The following is a 19,891-nucleotide window of genomic DNA, read 5'->3' as shown; positions in this document are numbered from 1 at the left end:
CCCCCACCATCCCCCCGCCGACCACGGCCACCACCCCGGCCAGGACCCAGTTCACCACCGCCCCCGCCCCCGCCTCCGGCACGGCCGCCAGCAGCGGAAACGGCGGCAGCTCCGGCGCCGGATCCGAGGCCGTCGGCCCCACCACATGCCCGGCGCCCACCATGAACCCCGGCCCGACCGCGTACGCCGCCCCCCACACCGCCGCGTTCGGCACGAGCGCCACGCACAGCATCAGCACCGCGACCCGCCCGGACCACCCCTCGGTCAGCTGCGTGAACGCCTCCCGGGCCGCACCGAGGTGCCCTACCGACGACCCCGCCACCAGCAGCGCCCCGCCGCCGACGAGCACCGCGGCCCCGACCCCCGCCGCCCGCAGGGCCACCCCGAGGCTCTCCCGCCCGTCCGCCCCGAGGACCAGCCGCCGTACGCCGCGCGGCAGCGCGAGAAGCGCCTGCTCCACGGGCCCGCCCGGACGCCCGTACGCGGTCCACACGCCCGCCCCGCCCGCCACCACGGCGACGGCCGTCACCCCCGCCGCCGTCCACAGCCACGAGGGCCGCAACGCCCCGCCCGCCGCATAGCCCGCGGCGGCCCCGCCCACGGCGAGGTATCCGAGGACGACGCCCGTCCAGGCCGTACGGGCGTTCACCAGCGGGGCGTCCTCGTCGCCGCCGTCCGCCGCGTCCCGCCCCGCCCGGTGCAGCAGCCACACCGGCAGCACGAGCAGCAGTAGCGGGGTGACCCCGACCGGTGCCGGGACCCCGGACAGGGTGTCGGCGCGCACCAGTTCCGCCCCGTGCGCCAACAGCCACAGCGCGGCGGCGACGTGCAGCGCGCCCCCCAGTCCGCTGTCGGGATACGGCGAACTGATCCACAGCGCGATCACCAGCACGGCGAACGAACCGAGCCCCAGCCCGGCGGCCAGCGCGCCGCTCAGCAGGCCGGCGGCGAGCCCGGGCGTGCGGTCGCGCAGCCGGGAGAACCGCGAGAACAGAGAGAACGGCGAGAACAGGGACAACACGGAGGACACGGAGGACACGGAGGACACGGAGAACAGGGACTGCGACGAGAGCCGGCGAGCGGTCAGCTGGATCATGCCGGCCATGCTCCCAACGACACGCGCTTTCCCGTCGTAACAGGAGAACTTCGGCTGTGTCGCTCAATATACGTTTATGTACTTTTTCGTGCGGAGGGGTGTCCGGTGACGCGGAGCGCCGGCACCCCGCTTCCCTCCCCCAAGGAGCGTCGGCGCCTGCGCGAGGCGGGGTTCCTGACACCGGATCAGGCCGCGGCGCGGGTGGGCGTCAGCGGGAAGACGGTGCGCGCGTGGGAGTCGGGCCGTTCGACTCCTCGCGGCCGGCAGCGGGAGGCGTACGCGGCCCTGCTGGCCACGCTGGCCGGCTCGGCGACGGCGCGTCCGGAAGATCCGGAAGATTGGGAAGGCCCGGAAGACGAGGACCAAGACGAGGACGCGGAGACCTCCGCGTCCGCCCCCCTGACGCCGGCTGAGGCGTTCGACGCCCTCTACGCCCACTGCGCCCCCGCCCTGGTGCGCCAGGCGTATCTCCTCACCGGCCGCCGGGAACTCGCGCGGGAGTCGGTGGAACGGGCGTTCCAGTTCGCCTGGCAGCGCTGGCCGAAGGTGGCCGTCGACCCCGACCCGCCGGGCTGGGTGCGGATGACGGCGCACGAGTACGCCCTCTCCCCCTGGCACCGGTTCCGGCCCCGCTACCGTCACCCCGAACCGCCGCCGTCCGACGCCGCCGACCGCGCGCTGCTCGACGTCCTGCTGGCCCTCCCGCCGTCCTACCGCCGCACCCTCCTGCTGTACGACGGGCTGGGCCTCGGGCTGCCGGAGACCGCGGCGGAGACGGAGGCGAGCACGCTCGCGGCGGCGAGCAGGCTGGCCCACGCGCGCCAGGCCGTCGCCGCGCGCCTGCCCGACCTGGCCGACCCCGCCGCCCTGCACCGCCGGCTGGCGGAGCTGGCGTCCGCGGAGCGGCTGCGCGCGGCCAAGCCGCCGGCCGTGCGGCTCGGCAGCGAACGCCGGGCCCGCCTCTGGACCCGCACGGCGATCGCGTTCACGGTGACGATCATCGGCGCGACGGCCCTGACCCTCCGCACGGCCCCCACCCGGTACGAGCCCCCCGTCCCGCCCGGCGAGACGGTCCCGGGCATCCCGCGAGCCGTCCCCGGCCCCCTGTCGGACGCCGACCTCAAACTCCGGGCCCGACTCCGCGCCCACACGTCCCACGGCCCGGAGAGACTCGCACCGGAACCGAGATGAGGCCACGGGACACCACCGGCTCGGGGCGCCAGCGGCGACGCGGGCACATCGCCCGCCGGGGCCGGGGGTGATCTCAGCGGCGCACACGTGGGCGGCGACACGAGGGCCATGTGGGCGGCGACGCGGGTGGGCACCGCGCCGGAGCAGGTGGGTGAACGCGGGCGCGGAAACGCCGGTGGGCCCGTCCCCACCGAGGGGAACGGGCCCACCGACGCTCAGCCGAGCGCCGTTCAGCCGGCCAGGATCTCCCGGGCCAGCTTCGCCGTCTCGGTGGGCGTCTTGCCCACCTTGACGCCGGCGGCCTCGAGGGCCTCCTTCTTCGCCGCGGCCGTACCGGACGAACCGGAGACGATCGCGCCCGCGTGGCCCATGGTCTTGCCCTCGGGCGCGGTGAAGCCCGCGACGTAGCCGACGACCGGCTTCTTCACGTTGTCCTTGATGAAGGCCGCGGCCCGCTCCTCCGCGTCGCCACCGATCTCACCGATCATCACGATCAGGTCGGTGTCGGGGTCGGCCTCGAAGGCGGCCAGCGCGTCGATGTGGGTGGTGCCGATGACCGGGTCGCCACCGATGCCGACGGCCGACGAGAAGCCGATGTCGCGCAGCTCGTACATCATCTGGTACGTCAGCGTGCCGGACTTCGACACCAGGCCGATACGGCCCGGCTTGGTGATGTCACCGGGGATGATGCCGGCGTTCGACTGACCGGGCGTGATCAGGCCGGGGCAGTTCGGACCGATGATGCGGGTCTTGTTGCCCTTCTCGACCGCGTAGGCGTAGAACGCCGCCGAGTCGTGGACCGCGATGCCCTCGGTGATGACGACCGCGAGGGGGATCTCCGCGTCGATCGCCTCGACGACGGCGGCCTTGGCGAAGGCCGGCGGGACGAAGAGGACGGACACGTTGGCGCCCGTCTTCTCCATCGCCTCGGCGACGGTGCCGAAGACCGGGATCTCGTTGCCGTCGATGTCGACGGAGGTCCCCGCCTTGCGCGGGTTCACACCACCGACGATGTTCGTGCCGTCGGCCAGCATGAGCTTGGTGTGCTTCATGCCCGTGGCACCGGTCATGCCCTGGACGATGACCTTGCTGTCCTTGTTGAGGAAGATAGCCATGGCTGTGGTGTCCCTCGTCCCTTACTTCGCAGCCGCGAGCTCGGCGGCCTTGTCGGCCGCGCCGTCCATGGTGTCCACGCGCTGCACCAGCGGGTGGTTGGCGTCGGAGAGGATCTTGCGACCCAGCTCGGCGTTGTTGCCGTCCAGACGGACGACCAGCGGCTTGGTGACTTCCTCGCCCTTGTCCGCGAGCAGCTGAAGCGCCTGGACGATGCCGTTGGCGACCTCGTCGCAGGCGGTGATGCCACCGAAGACGTTGACGAAGACGGACTTGACGTCCGGGTCGCCCAGGATGATCTCCAGGCCGTTCGCCATGACGGCGGCGGAGGCGCCACCGCCGATGTCGAGGAAGTTGGCGGGCTTGACGCCACCGTGCTTCTCACCGGCGTACGCGACGACGTCCAGGGTGCTCATGACGAGACCGGCGCCGTTGCCGATGATGCCGACCTCACCGTCGAGCTTGACGTAGTTGAGGTTCTTCTCCTTGGCCGCGGCCTCGAGCGGGTTCGCCGCGGCCTTGTCGTGGAGCGCCTCGAAGTCGGGGTGACGGAACTCGGCGTTGTCGTCCAGGGTCACCTTGCCGTCGAGGGCGATGACGTCACCGGAGGCGACCTTGGCCAGCGGGTTGACCTCGACGAGGAGGGCGTCCTCGGCGACGAAGGTCTTCCACAGCGTGACCAGGATGTCGGCGACCTTGTCGGCGACATCGGCCGGGAAGTTGGCGGCCGCGACGATCTCGCGCGCCTTCTCGGGGGTGACACCCGCGTTGGCGTCGATCGGGGTCTTGGCGACGGCCTCCGGGCGGGTGGCGGCCACCTCCTCGATCTCCATGCCGCCCTCGACGGACGCGATGGAGAGGAAGGTGCGGTTCGCACGGTCGAGGAGGAAGGAGACGTAGTACTCCTCGACGATCTCCGGAGCGGTCTCGGCGATCATCACCTTGTGGACCGTGTGGCCCTTGATGTCCATGCCGAGGATGTCCGTCGCACGGGCGACGGCCTCGTCCGGGGTGGCGGCCAGCTTGACGCCGCCGGCCTTGCCGCGACCACCGACCTTCACCTGCGCCTTGACGACGGACTTGCCGCCCAGACGCTCGGTGATCTCGCGCGCCGCCTCAGGCGTGTCGATGACTTCACCGGCCAGCACCGGTACATCGTGCTTGGCGAAGAGGTCCCTCGCCTGGTACTCGAACAGGTCCACGCGCTTCCGTCCCTATCAGTGATCTCGCGGTTCGTTGGATGCGTGGGCGTGCCGCGAAGGGCAACGTGACGACCGCATGTGTCACAAGGGAAGCGCACACGGTGTCCGAGCGCGCGGCATGTCCGTCTCGCAGGTTATCGCTGCTTCCGGGGGCCCTCTAAATCGCGGGTCACACCTGAGCGGTGATACCTGTCACATGATGTCGGGATCACTGGCACGGCGTGCCGCGGGTGAGGGGCCTCACCGGGTTGGGGTTGGCCCGGTGAGACCCCGTGAACGGCCCCGAAGGGCTCCGGGCGGGTCGTCCTCACCCCAATGAGGACGACCCGGCCCGCTCCGCGGGGCGTACGGCCGGACGCGTCCGACGGCTTTCGGCCGTCCGGGCCGCTCGGCCCCGCGGAGGGCTTCTCGCGGGCTCAGACGCCGTGCGCGTACCCGGGAGTGACCGCCTCGGCGACGCCCGTGACCCCGCCGACGGCGTGCCCGGCCAGCGGCTGGGCGGTGGAACGGACAGTGCCGGTCAGGTCCTGTCCGAAGGAGCCCGCGCCGCCGGTGACGTCCCGCGCGAAGAAGCCCGCGTCACCGGTGACGTCCTGCGCGAAGGCACCGACCGGCGCGGTGACCTGCCGGGCGAGACCGTCCACGGTGCCGGTGACCTGCCCCGCGAGAGCGCCCACAGTGCCGGTGACCTGCCCGGCGAGAGCGTCCACGGTGCCGGTGACCTGCCCGGCGAGGGCGCCCACGGTGCCGTTGACGTCCTGCGCGAAGGAGGTCGTCGAGCCGGTCACGCCGTGCGCGAAGGAGGTCGCGTCGCCGCGGACACCGTGGCCCAGCGCGCCCGCGTCCGTGACCGCCTGCCCGGCGACCGGTGCGGCGGCCCGCACCGCGGTGTGCGCGACCGGCGGCAGCACGGCGGCCGTGCCGTCCTGCGCGACCTCGCCGACCAGCCCGGTGGCGTACGGCGGAACGTCCGCGACGACGCCACCGACGACCGGGCTCAGCCCCTGCACGGCCCCCTCCACGACGGGCCGCACCTCGCCGGCGACCCCGTAGGCCAGCGCGGCCGCCGCTCCGACGGCGTGCCCGGCGACGGGGGTGGCCCCCGCCACCGCCTGCGCGGCGACCGGCGTGACCCCGTGCACCGCGCCGACGGCGACCGGGACCGCCCCGTCCACGGCGGAGACGGCCACCGGCGGCACGACAGCCGCCGCGGTCTCGTCGACGACGGTGCCGACGGCGGCCGGCGCCGCCTCCAGCTCCGGCGCGAAGGCGGAGAGCGGGCCGAAGAGGTAGTCGACGGTGGAGTCGGCGGCGCGGTGCGTCGCAGCGGCGGTGGCGGTGGCGCCGGCCTTGGCGGCGGTGGCCTTGGCGGTGGCCGCAGCGGTGGTGGCCTTGGCGGTGGCCGCGGCGGTGGAGGCCTTGGCGGTGGCCGCAGCGGTGGTGGCCTTGGCGGTGGCCGCGGCGGTGGAGGCCGCGGCGGCGGTGGTGGCCTTGGCCGTCGCGGTCCGTGCGGCACGGGCGCCGTGGATGGCCTCCGCGCCCCTGACCTTGGGGGTCTGCGGGGTGGTGACCTTGGTGTCGGAGACCTTGTCGGCGGCCGTGCCGGAGACGGTGCCGGTGACGGTCTCGGTGACCGTCGCGTGGGTGTCGTCGGCGCCGGTGTTCGTGTCCGGCAGGGAGACGGACGAGGCGGGCAGCTCATCGGCGTTGGCGGCGGCCGAGCCGAGCGCCCAGGCACTCGTGACACCGGCGGCTATGACGAGGGAACGGCGGATGTTCTTGTTCATGCGTACATCGATCCTTTGGAAAGGCTCGGGAAAGGCGGCGTGGCCTGAGGCGCTGCCTGAGGCGCCGCCGTCGGGACATTCCGGCTCCGGAGCCAGGGAGGGCTCCGGGCGGCGGGCAGACCTGTCTCCGCCCCCGCGCGGCAGGTCTACGGCGGGGGAAGGCCTGCCCTAACCGGGGAAGACGGGGATGTCCCGGTACCTGTCCCGGGTCCCGGCCGCGTCGGCACCCACGGCGCCGCCGGCCACCAGCAGCAACGGCACCCGGTGATACGGCGTCACCGCGTGCGCGTCGCCGTGCCGGCCCGTGCCGTGGTCGACGACGGGCGCGTTGCCCAGCGCCCCGTGCGGGCCACCGGCGGGCGCTTGGTCCGCGGGCCCCTGCCCGGCCTGCCCACTGTGCGCGACATGGCCGGCACGGTGACCGCCACGCTGTGCCACCGCTCCCAGGCCGCTCCCCGCACCGACCCTCGACGGCCCGTACGACGCCCCCGTGACCCCCTCAGCCCGCTCACCGGACACCGGCGTCACCACGCCCCCCGGCGCGGGCGCCGACACGACGGGCGCGGGCAACGTCTGCCCGGGCGACGGGAGGGACGGCAGGAACGGGATGGTGGGGAAGGTAGGGACGCTGGGGACCGAGGGGATCTCAGTGACGGTGGGGACGGAGTGGGCGGAGGGGGCGTCAGGCAGGTCAGCCGGCGTCGTCGCGGGCGGCAGCGGCAGCGATGGGATCGAAGGCAGCGTCGGGAGGGCCGGGTCCGACGTCACCGGAGGCACGTCTTCCCGCGCTTCGGCCAACCGCTCGGCCACCGTCTCCACCAGCTCCCCGACCGGCCGCACGACATCCGAAGCCGGGGCGGCGATCGGGTCGGAGACCGGGGCCGGGGCCGAGGCTTGGTCCGGGGCCGGGGCCGGGGTTTGGGCCTGAGGCCGGGCCGGGGTCCGGAGGTGGGCCGAAATCGGGGCCTGTGGCTGGGTCGGGGTCTGGCCCTGGGCCTCTGAGGAGGCCGGGGGGACCGTCACCCCCGACACGTTGCCGTCCGCCGCCTGAGCCTGCCCTCCGAAGAGGATCCCGAGCACGAACAACCCGCCCACCAGCAGCGCGCCACGCAGCGCATGCCGCCCTGCCGCCGCGCGCAGGACGCGCAGAGCGGCAGCGGGGAGAAGGCTGTGGGGCCGGGCCAAGGGGGGAGGGACCTCCGTGCGACGGATCGAGACGCCGATCCTTGCACGGGAGTCCGCCGGTCGCGCAAGCCCCCCGTTACCGATGGGTAGTCATGTCCCGTTTGGCCCCCCGGTGTCCGTGTCCGGCACGGGCAGCGGACGCTTCTCGATCGCCGCCGCCATCACCTCCGGGAAGAGATCGGGCGTGCAGGCGAAGGCCGGTGTGCCGAGGGCCGCGAGGGCCGCCGCATGGTCCCGGTCGTAGGCGGGCGCCCCTTCGTCCGACAGCGCGAGCAGCGCGACGAACTGCACCCCCGACGCCTTCATCGCCGCGACCCGCTTCAGCATCTCGTCCCGGATGCCGCCCTCGTAGAGGTCGCTGATCAGCACCACCACGGTCTCCGCGGGCCGGGTGATCTGCGACTGGCAGTAGGCGAGCGCCCGGTTGATGTCCGTGCCGCCGCCGAGCTGGGTGCCGAACAACACGTCGACCGGATCGTCGAGTTGGTCGGTGAGGTCGACGACCGTCGTGTCGAAGACGACGAGCCGGGTGCTGATCGACCGCATCGACGCCAGCACCGCCCCGAACACCGACGCGTACACCACCGACGCCGCCATCGACCCCGACTGGTCGATGCAGAGGATCACCTCCTTCTTCACGGACCGCGACGCCCGCCCGTACCCCACCAGCCGCTCCGGCACGACCGTCCGGTACTCCGGCAGGTAGTGCTTGAGGTTGGCGGCGATCGTGCGGTTCCAGTCGATGTCGTGGTGGCGGGGGCGGGCGACGCGCGCACTGCGGTCGAGTGCGCCGGTGAGCGTCGCCCGGGTGCGGGGGGCGAGCCGCTTCTCCAGGTCGTCGACGACCTTGCGCACGACGGCCCGTGCCGTCTCCTTCGTCGTCTCCGGCATCGCCTTGTTGAGCGAGAGCAGCGTGCCGACGAGGTGCACGTCGGCCTCCACCGCCTCCAGCATCTCCGGCTCGAGCAGCAGCGTGGCCAGCCCGAGCCGGTCGATGGCGTCGCGCTGCATGACCTGGACGACGGAGGAGGGGAAGTACGTCCGGATGTCCCCGAGCCAGCGCGCCACGGACGGCGCCGACGCCCCGAGCCCCGCCGAACGGTCCCGTCCCGTCCGCGCCCCGCCTCCCTTCCCGTAGAGCGCGGTGAGCGCCCCGTCCATGGCGGCGTCCTGTCCGGACAGTGCGTGTCCGGTGCCGTCCGCCTCGTCGCCCCCGAGCACCAGCCGCCAGCGCCGCAGCCGCTCCTGTCCGGCGTCCGCTTCCACCGCCGCCGTCGACTCGGTCGTCATCTCCCCACCCCCACAAGGTCGTCGTCCTCCCGCTCCAGCCCCAGCAGCAGCCGCACCACCGGCAGCACGGCGTCCGCGCGCGCCGTGTCGAGCCCGTCCGCGAACCCGGGTGTCGCGGAGCCCGCCCTCGCCGCGCTCCCCCGCTCCCCCGGGCCGCGCCGCACCAGCTCCCCGAGTGTTCTGCGCACTCCCGCCTCGTACGCCGAGAACGTCCGCCGCAGCAGCGGCAGCACGTCCGTGAACGCCTCCGCCGGCACCCCCGTCAGCCACCCGTCGACCAGTGCGAGCAGCCGCTCGTCGTGCACCAGGAGCAGCCCGCCGGAGCCGCCGCCGACGAAGCCCTCGATCCAGGCCGCCGCCTCCGCCGGTGGCGTCCCCGGTGACAGGGCGAGGCCCATCAGCCGCGCCGCCTCGTCCCGCGCCAGCTCCCCGTCGTCCAGCAACAGCCGCACGGCCCGCCCCCGGACCACCCCCGCCACGGCCTCCCGCCCGGACAACACCCGCAACACCGCCCGCCACCGCTTCCCCAGACCACCGCGGCGCGATACGGATGCGGCGACCCCACCCGTGGCACTTTCCCGCCCGCCGTACCGGGCGATCGGGACGGCCGGGGCCTCCCCCGGCCCGCCGTGCCCGGCAGCCGGAACAGCCGGAACCTCCCCCGGGTCGAGCGCCTCCTCCAGCAGCCCCACCGCGCCGTGCACCGCGTCGACATGGCGGCGCATCTCCTCGGCCGCGTCGGCGTCCAGCGCGGCGCATGCCGGGGGCAGGCCGACGAAGACCCGCTCGGCGAGACCGGCGGCGACCTCGGCCAGCGCGCCCGTGTCGGTGCCCCGCACGTCGCCGTAGCGCAGGGAACGGACCAGCGCGGGCAGGGCCTGGGCGAGGTGGCCGACGTCGGTGTCGAGCGCGGCCCGGTCGGCGAGGACCCGCATCACCGTCGGCAGCGCGTCGGGCAGGCCGGCCAGCAGGCAGCGCTCGGCCAGCGCGGTCACCTCCGCGAGGCCCCGCGCGGCCACGGCGTCCGCCTCCGCCTTGGCGGTCGCGGCGGCGAGCACGGTCGTCCCCCACACCCCGGCCTCGGCGACCCGCACGGACAGCTCCGGCTCCCAGCGCAGCCGCCACGTCTCCCGGAAGGTGCCCGTGCTGCCGCGCGAGACGACCGGCTCCCCCCACTCGACGCGCAGCAGCCGCAGCCGGTGCAGCAGCCTGCTGCGCTCGGCGTCGTTCTCCTTGCGCAGGTCGAACTCCACCTCCCGCTCCGCCGCCTCCGGTTTCAGCCGCAGCCTGCGCTGCGCCCGGTCGAGGTCGCGCTGCAACGGCACCGCGGGCGCGGTGACCGGCACCTCCCCCAGCACGTCCCCGACGACCAACCGGTCCCGCACCAGCGCGAGCGGCACGTCCGAGCCCTCGCACAGCACCGCCCGCACGGCGTCGGTCGTCTCGCTCAGGCCGGGCAGCGGCCGGCCGCGCAGCGCGGCGAGCGTCTCGGCCAGCCGGACCGCCTCGATGACGTGCGCCGAGGACACGATCCGGTCCTCCTCGCGCAGCAGGCCCGCCACCTTGGTCAGCCACCGCTCGACCGGCCGGTCCGGCGCGGCGAACAGATGCCCGTACCAGCCCGGTGAGTCGATGCCCGCGCCGTATCCGCCGGCCCGGGCCAGCCTGCGGTACGTCCACGGCACCCACGTCACGTCGACCTTGACCTTCGGCAGCCCCTTCAGCAGCGCCCGGTCGGCGGTGACGGTGGTCCGGCGCCGCAGCGCGGGCACGTGCCACGCACCGCACACCACGGCCACCCCGTCGTCCCCGAACTCCCGCCCCGCCGCCCGGAGCTGGAGCCGCATGTACGCCTCCCGCACCGGGTCCCGGTCCCTCCCCGTGCCGTCGTACGTCTCCCGCAGGGCTGCCATGGCCTCCTCGATCGCGGTGAACGGCGCGAACGGGTCCCGCTGCCCGGCGCCCCGGTGTTCGACGGCGTCCTCCCACCAGCGCTCCGGGTCGTCGTACCCGGCGGCGTCGGCGAGCACGGCGAGGGGGTCGACGCGCAGGCCGTCGCCCTCGCCTCCGTCGCCGTCGTCGCCCTCCCCCTGGCCGGAGGAAGGCTCCTCCCACGCCAGGGTGTGCGTGGCCGGCAGGTCGATGAAGCGGGCGGGCACCCCCTGTTCCAGCGCCCAGCGCAGCGCGACCCACTCCGGGGAGAACTCCGCCAACGGCCAGAACGCCGAACGCCCCGGCTCGTCCACGGCATGGCCGAGGAGCGCGACCGGCGGCCGCATGTCCTCGTCGGCGGCCAGCGGGATCAACGCGTCGGCCTCCGGCGGCCCTTCGATCAGCACGACTCCCGGCCGGGCCGCCTCCAGTGCCCGCCGCACGGCCCGCGCGGACCCCGGCCCGTGATGCCGCACCCCGAACAACATCGGCCACCGCGTGCCGGCTCCCCTCCCGCCGGCACCGTCACCGCTGGTCATCCCGTCCTCCCTGGCCTGCGCTCCCCCACCGAGCCCTGCCCTTCGCCCCTTGCCGTCCCCGCGCACCACCGTCCCCCGTCCCGTCCGGGTCACGTCCGTCCCGCTCAGGTCCGAACGACCGCCCCGGCCCCACGTCCGCGCCCCTCACGCGCTCACCTCCCGGCAGGCCCGGTAGAAGTCCGTCCAGCCGTCCCGCTCGCGGACCACCGCCTCGAGGTACTCCTGCCACACGACCCGGTCGGCGGCCGGGTCGCGGACGACGGCGCCGAGGATGCCGGCGGCGACGTCTCCGGGCCGCAGCACGCCGTCGCCGAAGTGCGCCGCGAGAGCGAGACCGTTGGTCACGACGGAGATCGCCTCCGCCGTCGACAAGGTGCCGCTGGGCGACTTCACCTTCGTCCGGCCGTCGGAGGTGATCCCGTCGCGCAGTTCCCGGAAGACGGTCACGACGCGGCGGATCTCGTCGATGCCGTCGGGTCCGGCGGGCAGGTCGAGGGAGCGGCCGATCTGGTCGACGCGCCGCGCGACGATGTCCACCTCGGCCTCGACGCTCTCCGGCAGCGGCAGCACCACCGTGTTGAAACGGCGACGCAGGGCGCTGGAGAGGTCGTTGACCCCGCGGTCGCGGTCGTTGGCGGTGGCGATCAGGTTGAACCCCCGGACGGCCTGCACCTCCTGCCCCAGCTCCGGTATCGGCAGCGTCTTCTCCGACAGGATGGTGATGAGCGAGTCCTGCACGTCCGCCGGGATACGGGTCAGTTCCTCGACGCGCGCCGTCATCCCCTCCGCCATGGCCCGCATGACCGGGCTGGGCACCAGCGCGTGGCGGCTCGGGCCGTGCGCCAGCAGCTGCGCGTAGTTCCAGCCGTAGCGGATCGCCTCCTCCGGGGTGCCGGCCGTGCCCTGCACCAGCAGGGTGGAGTCGCCGTTGACGGCCGCGGCCAGGTGCTCGGAGACCCAGGTCTTGGCGGTGCCGGGCACGCCGAGCAGCAGCAGGGCGCGGTCGGTGGCGAGGGTGGTGACGGCGACCTCGACAAGGCGGCGCGGGCCCACGTACTTCGGTGTGATCACCGTGCCGTCGGGCAGCGTGCCGCCGAGCAGGTAGGTCGCGACCGCCCACGGCGACAGCTTCCAGCGGACCGGGCGCGGGCGGTCGTCCTGCGCGGCCAGCGCGGTGAGTTCATGGGCGAAGGCGTCCTCGGCGTGCGGCCGCAGCGCCTCGCTCGGCTGCTGCTCGCTCGGTTCCGCGAATGTCGGGTCGGCGGACACGGACATGCTGAGGCCCCCTCCAGCTCGGCCGGTTTCGGATCCGGTTCGGATCTGGTGTCCACCGTGCACCACGGCACTGACAATCCGTTCCGACCTGCGAAAACGTGCTGGCGGGCGGGTTCGCGGGGCCGATTGTCAGTGGGTGGATCTACCTTCGACGACATGACTCAGCAGGGGGTGCGCTGGACCACGGACCAGGTGTTGGCACTGGCGCCCGACGCCGTGTCGCGCAAGGCGGGCAGCAGGCTCGGCGCGGCCGGTCCGTGGTCGGGGACGGGGAGTTCGGACGAGGGGGCGGTGTGGGGACTGTGCAAGGGCAGCGGCAGCAGGCCGTATCAGACGGTCGTCGACGTCGCGGACGCGTCGGGGCCGGCGTACAAGTGCAGTTGTCCGAGCCGCAAATTCCCGTGTAAGCACGCGCTCGGGCTGCTGCTGCTCTGGTCGGGCGGGGAGGGCGCGGTGCCCGCGGGAGAGGCACCGGACTGGGCCGAGCAGTGGATCGCGGACCGGCGCGGACGTGCGCGGGGAGAACGGGCGACGGACCTTCAGGGTTCCGGCTCGGGTGCGGGTTCCGCTGATCAGGAGGGCGCGCGCCGGAGAGCGGAGCGCCGGGCCGAGCGTGTCACGGCGGGGGCGACGGAGCTGGAGCAACGCCTCGCCGACCTCCTGCGCTCCGGCCTGGCCGCGGCCGAGCAGGCGGGCTACGGCATGTGGGAGGAGACGGCGGCCCGCATGGTCGACGCCCAGGCTCCCGGACTGGCGTCGCGCGTGCGGGAGTTGGGGGCGATCCCGTCGTCCGGCCCCGGCTGGCCGGTGCGGCTGCTGGAGGAGTGCGCCCTGCTGCACCTCCTCGACCAGGGCTGGCTGCGTCGCGAGCAGTTGCCGGAGGCCCTCGCGGCGACGGTCCGCACCCGCGTCGGCCTGCCCGCGTCCCCCTCCGGCCCGCCCTTGCGCGACGACTGGCTGGTCCTCGCCCAATACGACACGGCGGACGCGAAGTTGACGACCCGCCGCATCTGGCTCCACGGCGCCCACTCCCGCCGCACGGCCCTCGTCCTCTCCTACGGCGCCGCCGGCCGCGCACCCGACCTCACGCTGCCGGTCGGTCTGGCCCTGGACGCGGAGGTCGCCGCCTACCCGGGCGCCGGGCAGCGGCGGGCCGCCCTGGGTGAGCAGTTCGCCCCGCCCGCCCCGACCGGCGTGCGCCCCCCGGGGGTGACGACGACCGAGGCCGCCGCCCGCTACGGCGAGGCCCTGCGCGACGACCCCTGGCTGGACTCCGTGCCGGTCACCCTGGACGACGTCATACCGACCCCCGACGGCACCGCCTGGCAACTGGCGGACGCGGCAGGGAACACGGCGCTGCCCCTCGCCCCGGCCGCGACCGCCCGGCCCGGTCTGTGGCGCCTGGTCGCCCTCTCGGGGGGCGCTCCCGTGAAGGTCTTCGGCGAGTGCGGCCACCGCGGCTTCACCCCGCTGACGGCCTGGCCGACCGGCCCCGGAGAGGCGGTACGGCTGTGCTGACCGGCCGCACCCCGACCACGCCACGCCCGCACGCGCACCGGCGCCCGCCCCCGAGCCCCCGCTCGCACCCGCCGGTGGACCCCGGCACGCCCACCCCAAACCATCCGACCACAAAGGATCACCCCATGGGACGGAAGGGAACCTCATGAACGGCACCCCGGCCGCCGCCCCGCCGCCCGCCTGGGAGGACCTGGTCACCGCCGCCCTCCTCGGCACGGACCGGCGTACGCCCCCGGGCATCACCCCCGGCCGGAGCGCCCCGACAGCCCTGCTGGACGCGGCGGCCGCCGAGACCGTACGGCGTCGGGCCGGGCTGCGTCCCGGCCGGGCCGCGCCCCGGCCGGAACCGGCGCCGGAGGACCCGCGGGCGCCGCTGCCCGCCGCCGCCGCCCGCAGGCTCGCCTTGCTGCTGGCCGACCGCCCCGGCGCGGGCTCGGGCGGCCGCAGAGGCACGGCACCGGATCTGATGGAGCTGCTGCCCCAGTGGCTGGCGGCGGCGAACGCCCGCCGATTCGCCGCACCCGCTGCGGCCCTCCCCGCGCTGCTCGACGCGGCACGGGGACGGACGGACCTGCGTCCGGCGGCGCTGGAGTTCGCGGGCCCGCGCGCCCTGTGGCTGGCCCGGCTCAACCCGGACTGGCGGTTCGCCCTGCGCGCCACTCCGGGCAGAGGGGCGTCCCTGCCGGGCCCCGAGGAGCCGGACCGGGTGGAGAGGCTGTGGCAGGAGGGCCTGTTCGCCGAGCGGGTCGCCCTGCTGGCGGCTGTACGCGCCCGCGACGCCGACGCCGCCCGCGCGCTGCTCGCCTCGACCTGGCCGACGGAGCGCGCCGAGGACCGGCTGATGTTCCTCGACTCGCTGCGCACCGGCCTCGGCCCTCGGGACGAACCGTTCCTGGAGCAGGCCCTGGCCGACCGCAGCCGCAACGTCCGAGCCACGGCCGCGGAGCTTTTGTCGGCGCTGCCCGGCTCGGCGCTCGCCGCGCGGATGGCGGTCCGGGCCGCCGCCTGTGTCGCCGTCGACCACACCCGGGACACACCGACGATCGTCGTGGAGGCACCGCACGAGTGCGACGCGGACATGGAGCGCGACGGTGTGGTCCCCAAGGCGCCGTCCGGCCGGGGCGAACGGTCGTGGTGGTTCGGCCAGCTGGTGGAGGCGGCCCCGCTCGCCGCCTGGCCGGCGCGCCTGGGCGGTCGTACGCCGGAGCAGATCGTGGCGTTGCCGGTGGCCGACGACTGGCTGGGCGAGCTGCACGCCGCGTGGTGCCGGGCCGCCGTGCGCCAGCGGGACGCCGACTGGTCGCGGGCGCTGCTCGGGGTGCCGTCGGCGCCCGAGGCGGGCGGTCCGGGCGCGGTCTCCCTGGCCGAGCGCGCGAAGCTGCTCGGGACGCTGCCGACGGGTGAACGGGCCGAGTGGGTGGCCGGGTTCATCGCGGCGCACGGCCTGTCGGAGGCGTTCCAGCTGCTCGGGGTGTGCGCGGTGCCGTGGGCGCCGCCGCTCGGCCGGGCCGTGGTCGACGCGCTCAACATCGCGCGGGACGCCGGGAGTTACCCCTGGAGCTTCAGCGGGGTGATGGGCCTGGCAGAGCGCTGCCTGGACCCCGCGGAGGCGGACCGCCTCGACGGTCTGCTGGCGGTGCCGGACGAACCGGAGGACGCGTCGCCCGGCGCCGGAGGCTACTGGGCGGAGGCGTTCCAGCGCCTGGGCACGACGTTGCGGCTGCGGGCGGTGATGAATGCGGAACTGGCACAGGGCCCGACCGCGTGAAGCCGCCGGGCCCACGGAACCCGGGCCGAGTGAAGCCGGACCGCAGGACCCGGCCGCGTGAAGCCACCAGGCCTCCAGAAGCCGGGCCGAGTCAGGCCGCCGGCCCGCAGGACCCGGCCGCGTGCGGCCACCGGCCCCGGAACCCGACCGCGTTCAAGCCACTACCCCGCAGAGCCCGGATGCCTGAAGCCACCCACCGGCCTGCGGCACCAGGCCGGTCATCCCGGACCGCCCGCGCCACGCGGTCCCGGGCTACGCGGCCCCGGGCCACGCGCTACGCGCCGGCCGGCGTCCGTACGTTCGCCCGTACCCAGTCGACGATCGAGGCCGTCGTCGCCCCGGGCGTGAAGATCTCCGCGACGCCCTTCTCCTTCAGCGGCGGGATGTCCGCCTCGGGGATGATGCCCCCGCCGAAGACCAGGATGTCCGCCGCGTCCCGCTCCTTGAGGAGGTCGATCACGGCGGCGAAGAGCGTGTTGTGCGCGCCGGACAGGATGGACAGCCCGATCGCGTCGGCGTCCTCCTGGATCGCGGTGTCGACGATCTGCTCGGGGGTCTGGTGGAGCCCGGTGTAGATGACCTCCATACCGGCGTCGCGCAGCGCCCGCGCGATCACCTTGGCCCCACGATCGTGGCCGTCGAGCCCCGGCTTGGCCACCACCACGCGGATCGGACCGGCTGCCACACCCATCACTGCCTCCATGAAGCGACTACATCCATCCGTACCGATTCCCTGCGTACCGAGAGGTACCACCACACCGGCCGGGGGAAGTGAACGAACGTTATCGCCAGCATCCCGCAACCGGCAGTTTCATGGTGCGGACCGAGGGGGAAATCACACAGTGGGACACGTTCACCACACGCGGTTTCTCCTCCTCCACCGGGGAACTCGAGGAGAAAACCGCACCGGGAGCCGCAACGAGGTCGCCACACCGCCGCGTCGCAGGCGCGCCCCACGGCGGTGCGGCGCATCGACGCCGGCACGATGGGCACGCAGGGCAGGTACGGCACGACAGCGGGGAGCCTCGTCGCCACACCGGCAGGGGAGCCTCGCCGGGCCACCGGCGTCAAGGAGGAACGCCAGGGAACTCGGGCCGCGCTCACCCCACGCGCCTCTTCGTGCACGTCGTGACCACTTCGGCCGCGACTTCCGGCCGAGGGCACACGGGGGCGGCGGCGTCATTCCGGGTGCCGACAGGAGGTCGGCCATGCAGGTCACCCGGGCAGTGGAGCCCTTTCTTCCGTTGTGCCGACGTCTGCTGCCGAGCAGGCTGGCGGGCCTCTCGGCGGCCCTGCTGAAGGCGACGGCACTGGAGATCGCGATCCTCGCGGGACACCTGCTCCTCTACCCCTCCGGCATCGCCCAGGAGCGCCGCCGCCCGACGCCGCCGGCGCTGCCCGCCCCGGACGACACGACCGGCCCGGCCGAACCCGTTCAGCTGCCCTCGCAGGGCCCGCCCCCAGTGGTCCTGCTGCACGGCTTCATCGACAACCGTTCCGTCTTCGTCCTCCTGCGCCGCAGCCTCGCCCAGCACGGCAGGCACCGGGTGGAGTCGCTCAACTACTCGCCGCTGACCTGCGACATCCGGATCGCGGCGGAGCTGCTCGGCCGGCACATAGAGGAGATATGCACGCGGACGGGCAGCAGCCGGGTCGATGTCGTCGGACACAGCCTCGGGGGCCTCATCGCCCGTTATTACGTGCAGTGCCTGGGCGGCGACGCGCGCGTGCGGACCCTGGTCACGCTGGGGACGCCGCACTCCGGCACCCGGGTGGTGCCCCTGGCGAACGCGCACCCCATCGTGCGCCAGATGCGCCCCGGCTCGGAGGTGCTGGAGGAGCTGTCCCGCCCGGCGCCCGGCTGCCGCACACACTTCGTGAGCTTCTGGAGTGACCTCGATCACCTCATGGTCCCGCTGGAGACCGCCCGTCTCGACCACCCCGACCTGCTCGCGCGGAACGTCCAGGTGAGCGGCATCGGGCATCTCGCCCTGCCCGTGCACCCGGCCGTCGCGACAGGCATACGCCAGGCCCTCGACACCGATTGGACGGCGGAGTCCGCATCCGCCGACGACCTGACGGTGGCCTGACGCCCCCTGGAGCGCCCCGGACGACCCCGGCCACCCACCGACGCCCACCCCTCAAATCGAACAAGCGTCGAACATAGGGCCAAACTCACGCCCGCCCTCCCCCGAAACAGGAGCGAATGCCCCTTTCCCTCGGGCACGAAACCTACGGAAGATTGTCGTGCCCGCGTACCGCCGGGTACAGTCGCCGCACTGCTCTGGCAGCCCCTGTTGTCGAGGCGAGAGAGAAGTTGGTGAACGACCGTCACCCGTCGGGGAGTATGACCACCCCGGCTCCGGCTTCCGACGCCGACTCCCCGCACTACGCGTCGTACGGCACCCAGGAAGCCTCCTACGGCGACTTCACCGCCCACCACGGCTACGACACCGGCGTCCACACGACCGGGCACTTCGCGGCCGACCCCCTCTTCGGCGACCTGCCGGGCGACGGCACCGCCACCGGCTCGTACGACGCCGCCCAGTGGTCCACGGGCAGCCACCAGACCGTGAACTACGACCCGTACGCGGCCCAGCACCACGCCGCCTACGACACGGGCGCGTACGACACGGCCGCCTGGTCCACGGACCACCAGCAGCTGGCCGCCATCCCGCAGCAGGCCACGGCGCCCGACGCGAGCGGCCAGTGGGACGCGAGCGCCTGGTCCCAGCCCGAGCAGACCGGCGGCGCGGCCGACCGGACCCAGCAGTGGGAATGGGGCACGCAGGCCTTCGACACCGGCGCCTACGACGCCACCCAGTGGAACTCCGCCGGCGACGCCACCGCTCCCGGCCACGAGGCCTACGAGCAGCACGGCGAGCACCCCACCGAGCCGCCCTTCGACCAGCAGCCCACCACCGGCTTCGAGCACGCGCCGTACGACGAGCACACGGCCTACGACGAGCACACGGCGTACGGCGATCAGCCCTCGTACGACGAGCACACCCCGTACGAGGACGCCGCCCACCACGAGTCCGGCGCCGAACCCTCCGCCTACGACGAACACCCGTCGCACGAGGGCGAGCCGGCCGACACGGGTGAGCTGCCCGTCGTCTCCGCGGCCCCCCTCCTCGACGACCAGGAGGAGGCCACACCGGCCCCCGCCCCCTCCTCGCGCGCGGCGGCCCGCAACGCGAACCGCTCCCGGCGCCGTGCGCCCGCGAAGCGCTCCGCGCTGCTGACCGTGGCCGTGCCGTCCGCGTGCGTGATGAGCGTGGCCGGGATCGCCGCCGCCTCCGTCGGCTCCCTGACCGGCGGCGACGAGAAGGAGAGCGCGGCGACGGCGTCGGACGCGCAGCCGGTGAAACCATCCGCCGCCAACAACAAGCTGGACACCCAGCTGAAGACCCTCACCGCCGAGGCCGACGACTTCGCCGACCGGGCCAGCCGTACGCAGGAACGCATCGACCTCAAGGCGCAGCAGGAGGCCGAGAAGAAGAAGGCGGCGGCGGAGGCTGCCCGCAAGGAGCGGCTGCGCCCGAAGTACGCCCTGCCGGTCGCCCAGCACGGGCTCAGCGCCTACTACGGCCAGTCCGGCATCAACTGGATGTCCCAGCACACCGGCATCGACTTCCCCGTCGCCTACGGCACCACGGTGATGGCCGCGACCGACGGCACCGTCCGCACCCAGTGGAACAGCGCCTACGGCAACATGATGATCGTGACGGCGAAGGACGGCACGGAGACCTGGTACTGCCATCTCTCCAGCTACCGCGTCGCCTCCGGTACGACGGTGAAGGCCGGCGATCCCATCGCGTACTCCGGGAACTCCGGCAACTCCACCGGCCCGCACCTGCACTTCGAGGTCCGGCCGGGCGGCTCGCCGATCGACCCGCTGTCGTGGCTGCGCAGCCACGGGCTCGACCCGACGTAGGCCACGCCTCCGCGACTTCCCCGGGAGCCCCCGCCGTCGAAGCGGGGGCTCCTGTCAT

14 protein-coding genes are annotated in these 19,891 nt (G+C 74.3%); 5 read left to right on the top strand and 9 right to left on the bottom strand.

Annotation, left to right across the window (positions count from 1 at the left end; all coding sequences use genetic code 11):
* The coding region (locus ALMP_RS04740) for a DUF6350 family protein (protein WP_375803430.1) at positions 1-1,105 on the bottom strand (1,105 nt) is incomplete at its 3' end.
* Positions 1,106-1,201: 96 nt separating this feature from the next.
* Between ALMP_RS04740 and ALMP_RS04735 the strand changes: the two genes are divergently transcribed.
* Positions 1,202-2,287: an RNA polymerase subunit sigma-24 gene (locus ALMP_RS04735; RefSeq protein WP_264924911.1), complete on the top strand. Its 1,086-nt coding sequence runs from the start codon at positions 1,202-1,204 to the stop codon at positions 2,285-2,287.
* A gap of 230 nt (positions 2,288-2,517) precedes the next feature.
* On the opposite strand, the gene sucD is transcribed toward ALMP_RS04735, so the two are convergent.
* The 7 genes from sucD to ALMP_RS04700 all read right to left on the bottom strand — a co-directional run bounded on the left by sucD (position 2,518) and on the right by ALMP_RS04700 (position 12,610).
* On the bottom strand, positions 2,518-3,402 hold the full coding sequence (sucD, locus tag ALMP_RS04730) for a succinate--CoA ligase subunit alpha (RefSeq protein WP_264924910.1): 885 nt from the start codon (positions 3,400-3,402) through the stop codon (positions 2,518-2,520).
* 21 nt (positions 3,403-3,423) lie between these two features.
* On the bottom strand, positions 3,424-4,602 hold the full coding sequence (sucC, locus tag ALMP_RS04725) for an ADP-forming succinate--CoA ligase subunit beta (protein ID WP_264924909.1): 1,179 nt from the start codon (positions 4,600-4,602) through the stop codon (positions 3,424-3,426).
* Between the two features lie 416 nt (positions 4,603-5,018).
* Complete coding sequence (locus ALMP_RS04720; protein ID WP_264924908.1) at positions 5,019-6,389, bottom strand: hypothetical protein; 1,371 nt, start codon at positions 6,387-6,389, stop codon at positions 5,019-5,021.
* 168 nt (positions 6,390-6,557) lie between these two features.
* Positions 6,558-6,827 (bottom strand): hypothetical protein, encoded by a 270-nt coding sequence (locus ALMP_RS04715; RefSeq protein WP_264924907.1) that lies wholly within the window; start codon positions 6,825-6,827, stop codon positions 6,558-6,560.
* Between the two features lie 837 nt (positions 6,828-7,664).
* Entirely contained in the window at positions 7,665-8,864 is a 1,200-nt protein-coding gene (locus tag ALMP_RS04710) for a VWA domain-containing protein (protein ID WP_264924906.1), read from the bottom strand.
* Positions 8,861-11,335, bottom strand: a complete 2,475-nt coding sequence (locus ALMP_RS04705) for a DUF5682 family protein (RefSeq protein ID WP_264924905.1) — start codon at positions 11,333-11,335, stop codon at positions 8,861-8,863. Before ALMP_RS04705 ends, ALMP_RS04710 begins: the two co-directional genes overlap by 4 nt.
* Before the next feature lie 144 nt (positions 11,336-11,479).
* On the bottom strand, positions 11,480-12,610 hold the full coding sequence (locus ALMP_RS04700; RefSeq protein ID WP_264924904.1) for an AAA family ATPase: 1,131 nt from the start codon (positions 12,608-12,610) through the stop codon (positions 11,480-11,482).
* A 156-nt stretch (positions 12,611-12,766) separates the two neighbouring features.
* On the opposite strand from ALMP_RS04700, the gene ALMP_RS04695 reads away from it, so the two are divergent.
* Both ALMP_RS04695 and ALMP_RS04690 read left to right on the top strand, forming a co-directional pair.
* Positions 12,767-14,128 (top strand): SWIM zinc finger family protein, encoded by a 1,362-nt coding sequence (locus tag ALMP_RS04695; protein ID WP_264924903.1) that lies wholly within the window; start codon positions 12,767-12,769, stop codon positions 14,126-14,128.
* A gap of 145 nt (positions 14,129-14,273) precedes the next feature.
* The gene (locus tag ALMP_RS04690) at positions 14,274-15,896 is read left to right on the top strand and encodes a DUF5691 domain-containing protein (RefSeq protein ID WP_264924902.1); all 1,623 of its coding nucleotides are present in this window, start codon (positions 14,274-14,276) and stop codon (positions 15,894-15,896) included.
* 274 nt (positions 15,897-16,170) lie between these two features.
* On the opposite strand, the gene ALMP_RS04685 is transcribed toward ALMP_RS04690, so the two are convergent.
* Positions 16,171-16,587 carry a cobalamin B12-binding domain-containing protein gene (locus tag ALMP_RS04685; RefSeq protein WP_264924901.1) on the bottom strand — a complete coding sequence of 139 codons (417 nt, stop codon included), beginning with the start codon at positions 16,585-16,587 and terminating at the stop codon, positions 16,171-16,173.
* Between the two features lie 517 nt (positions 16,588-17,104).
* Here ALMP_RS04685 and ALMP_RS04680 point away from each other — a divergent pair.
* Both ALMP_RS04680 and ALMP_RS04675 read left to right on the top strand, forming a co-directional pair.
* On the top strand, positions 17,105-17,986 hold the full coding sequence (locus ALMP_RS04680; RefSeq protein WP_264924900.1) for an alpha/beta fold hydrolase: 882 nt from the start codon (positions 17,105-17,107) through the stop codon (positions 17,984-17,986).
* 257 nt (positions 17,987-18,243) lie between these two features.
* Positions 18,244-19,833, top strand: a complete 1,590-nt coding sequence (locus ALMP_RS04675; RefSeq protein WP_264924899.1) for a M23 family metallopeptidase — start codon at positions 18,244-18,246, stop codon at positions 19,831-19,833.
* The last annotated feature ends 58 nt before the right edge of the window (positions 19,834-19,891 follow it).

It is taken from the genome of Streptomyces sp. A012304 (assembly GCF_026008495.1).
Classification (GTDB): Bacteria; Actinomycetota; Actinomycetes; order Streptomycetales; family Streptomycetaceae; genus Streptomyces.
The sequence above is the reverse complement of the archived record's forward strand: the minus strand, read 5'-3'. Positions and strand labels throughout refer to the sequence as shown.

What these genes read in the sequence shown, in the direction of transcription:
- sucD (WP_264924910.1), bottom strand. Translation starts at nt 3,402, where the DNA reads ATGGCTATCTTCCTCAACAAGGACAGCAAGGTCATCGTCCAGGGCATG.
- ALMP_RS04720 (WP_264924908.1), bottom strand. Translation starts at nt 6,389, where the DNA reads ATGAACAAGAACATCCGCCGTTCCCTCGTCATAGCCGCCGGTGTCACG.
- ALMP_RS04710 (WP_264924906.1), bottom strand. Translation starts at nt 8,864, where the DNA reads ATGACGACCGAGTCGACGGCGGCGGTGGAAGCGGACGCCGGACAGGAG.
- ALMP_RS04705 (WP_264924905.1), bottom strand. Translation starts at nt 11,335, where the DNA reads ATGACCAGCGGTGACGGTGCCGGCGGGAGGGGAGCCGGCACGCGGTGG.
- ALMP_RS04700 (WP_264924904.1), bottom strand. Translation starts at nt 12,610, where the DNA reads ATGTCCGTGTCCGCCGACCCGACATTCGCGGAACCGAGCGAGCAGCAG.
- ALMP_RS04695 (WP_264924903.1), top strand. Translation starts at nt 12,767, where the DNA reads ATGACTCAGCAGGGGGTGCGCTGGACCACGGACCAGGTGTTGGCACTG.
- ALMP_RS04690 (WP_264924902.1), top strand. Translation starts at nt 14,274, where the DNA reads ATGAACGGCACCCCGGCCGCCGCCCCGCCGCCCGCCTGGGAGGACCTG.
- ALMP_RS04685 (WP_264924901.1), bottom strand. Translation starts at nt 16,587, where the DNA reads ATGGGTGTGGCAGCCGGTCCGATCCGCGTGGTGGTGGCCAAGCCGGGG.
- ALMP_RS04680 (WP_264924900.1), top strand. Translation starts at nt 17,105, where the DNA reads ATGCAGGTCACCCGGGCAGTGGAGCCCTTTCTTCCGTTGTGCCGACGT.
- ALMP_RS04675 (WP_264924899.1), top strand. Translation starts at nt 18,244, where the DNA reads ATGACCACCCCGGCTCCGGCTTCCGACGCCGACTCCCCGCACTACGCG.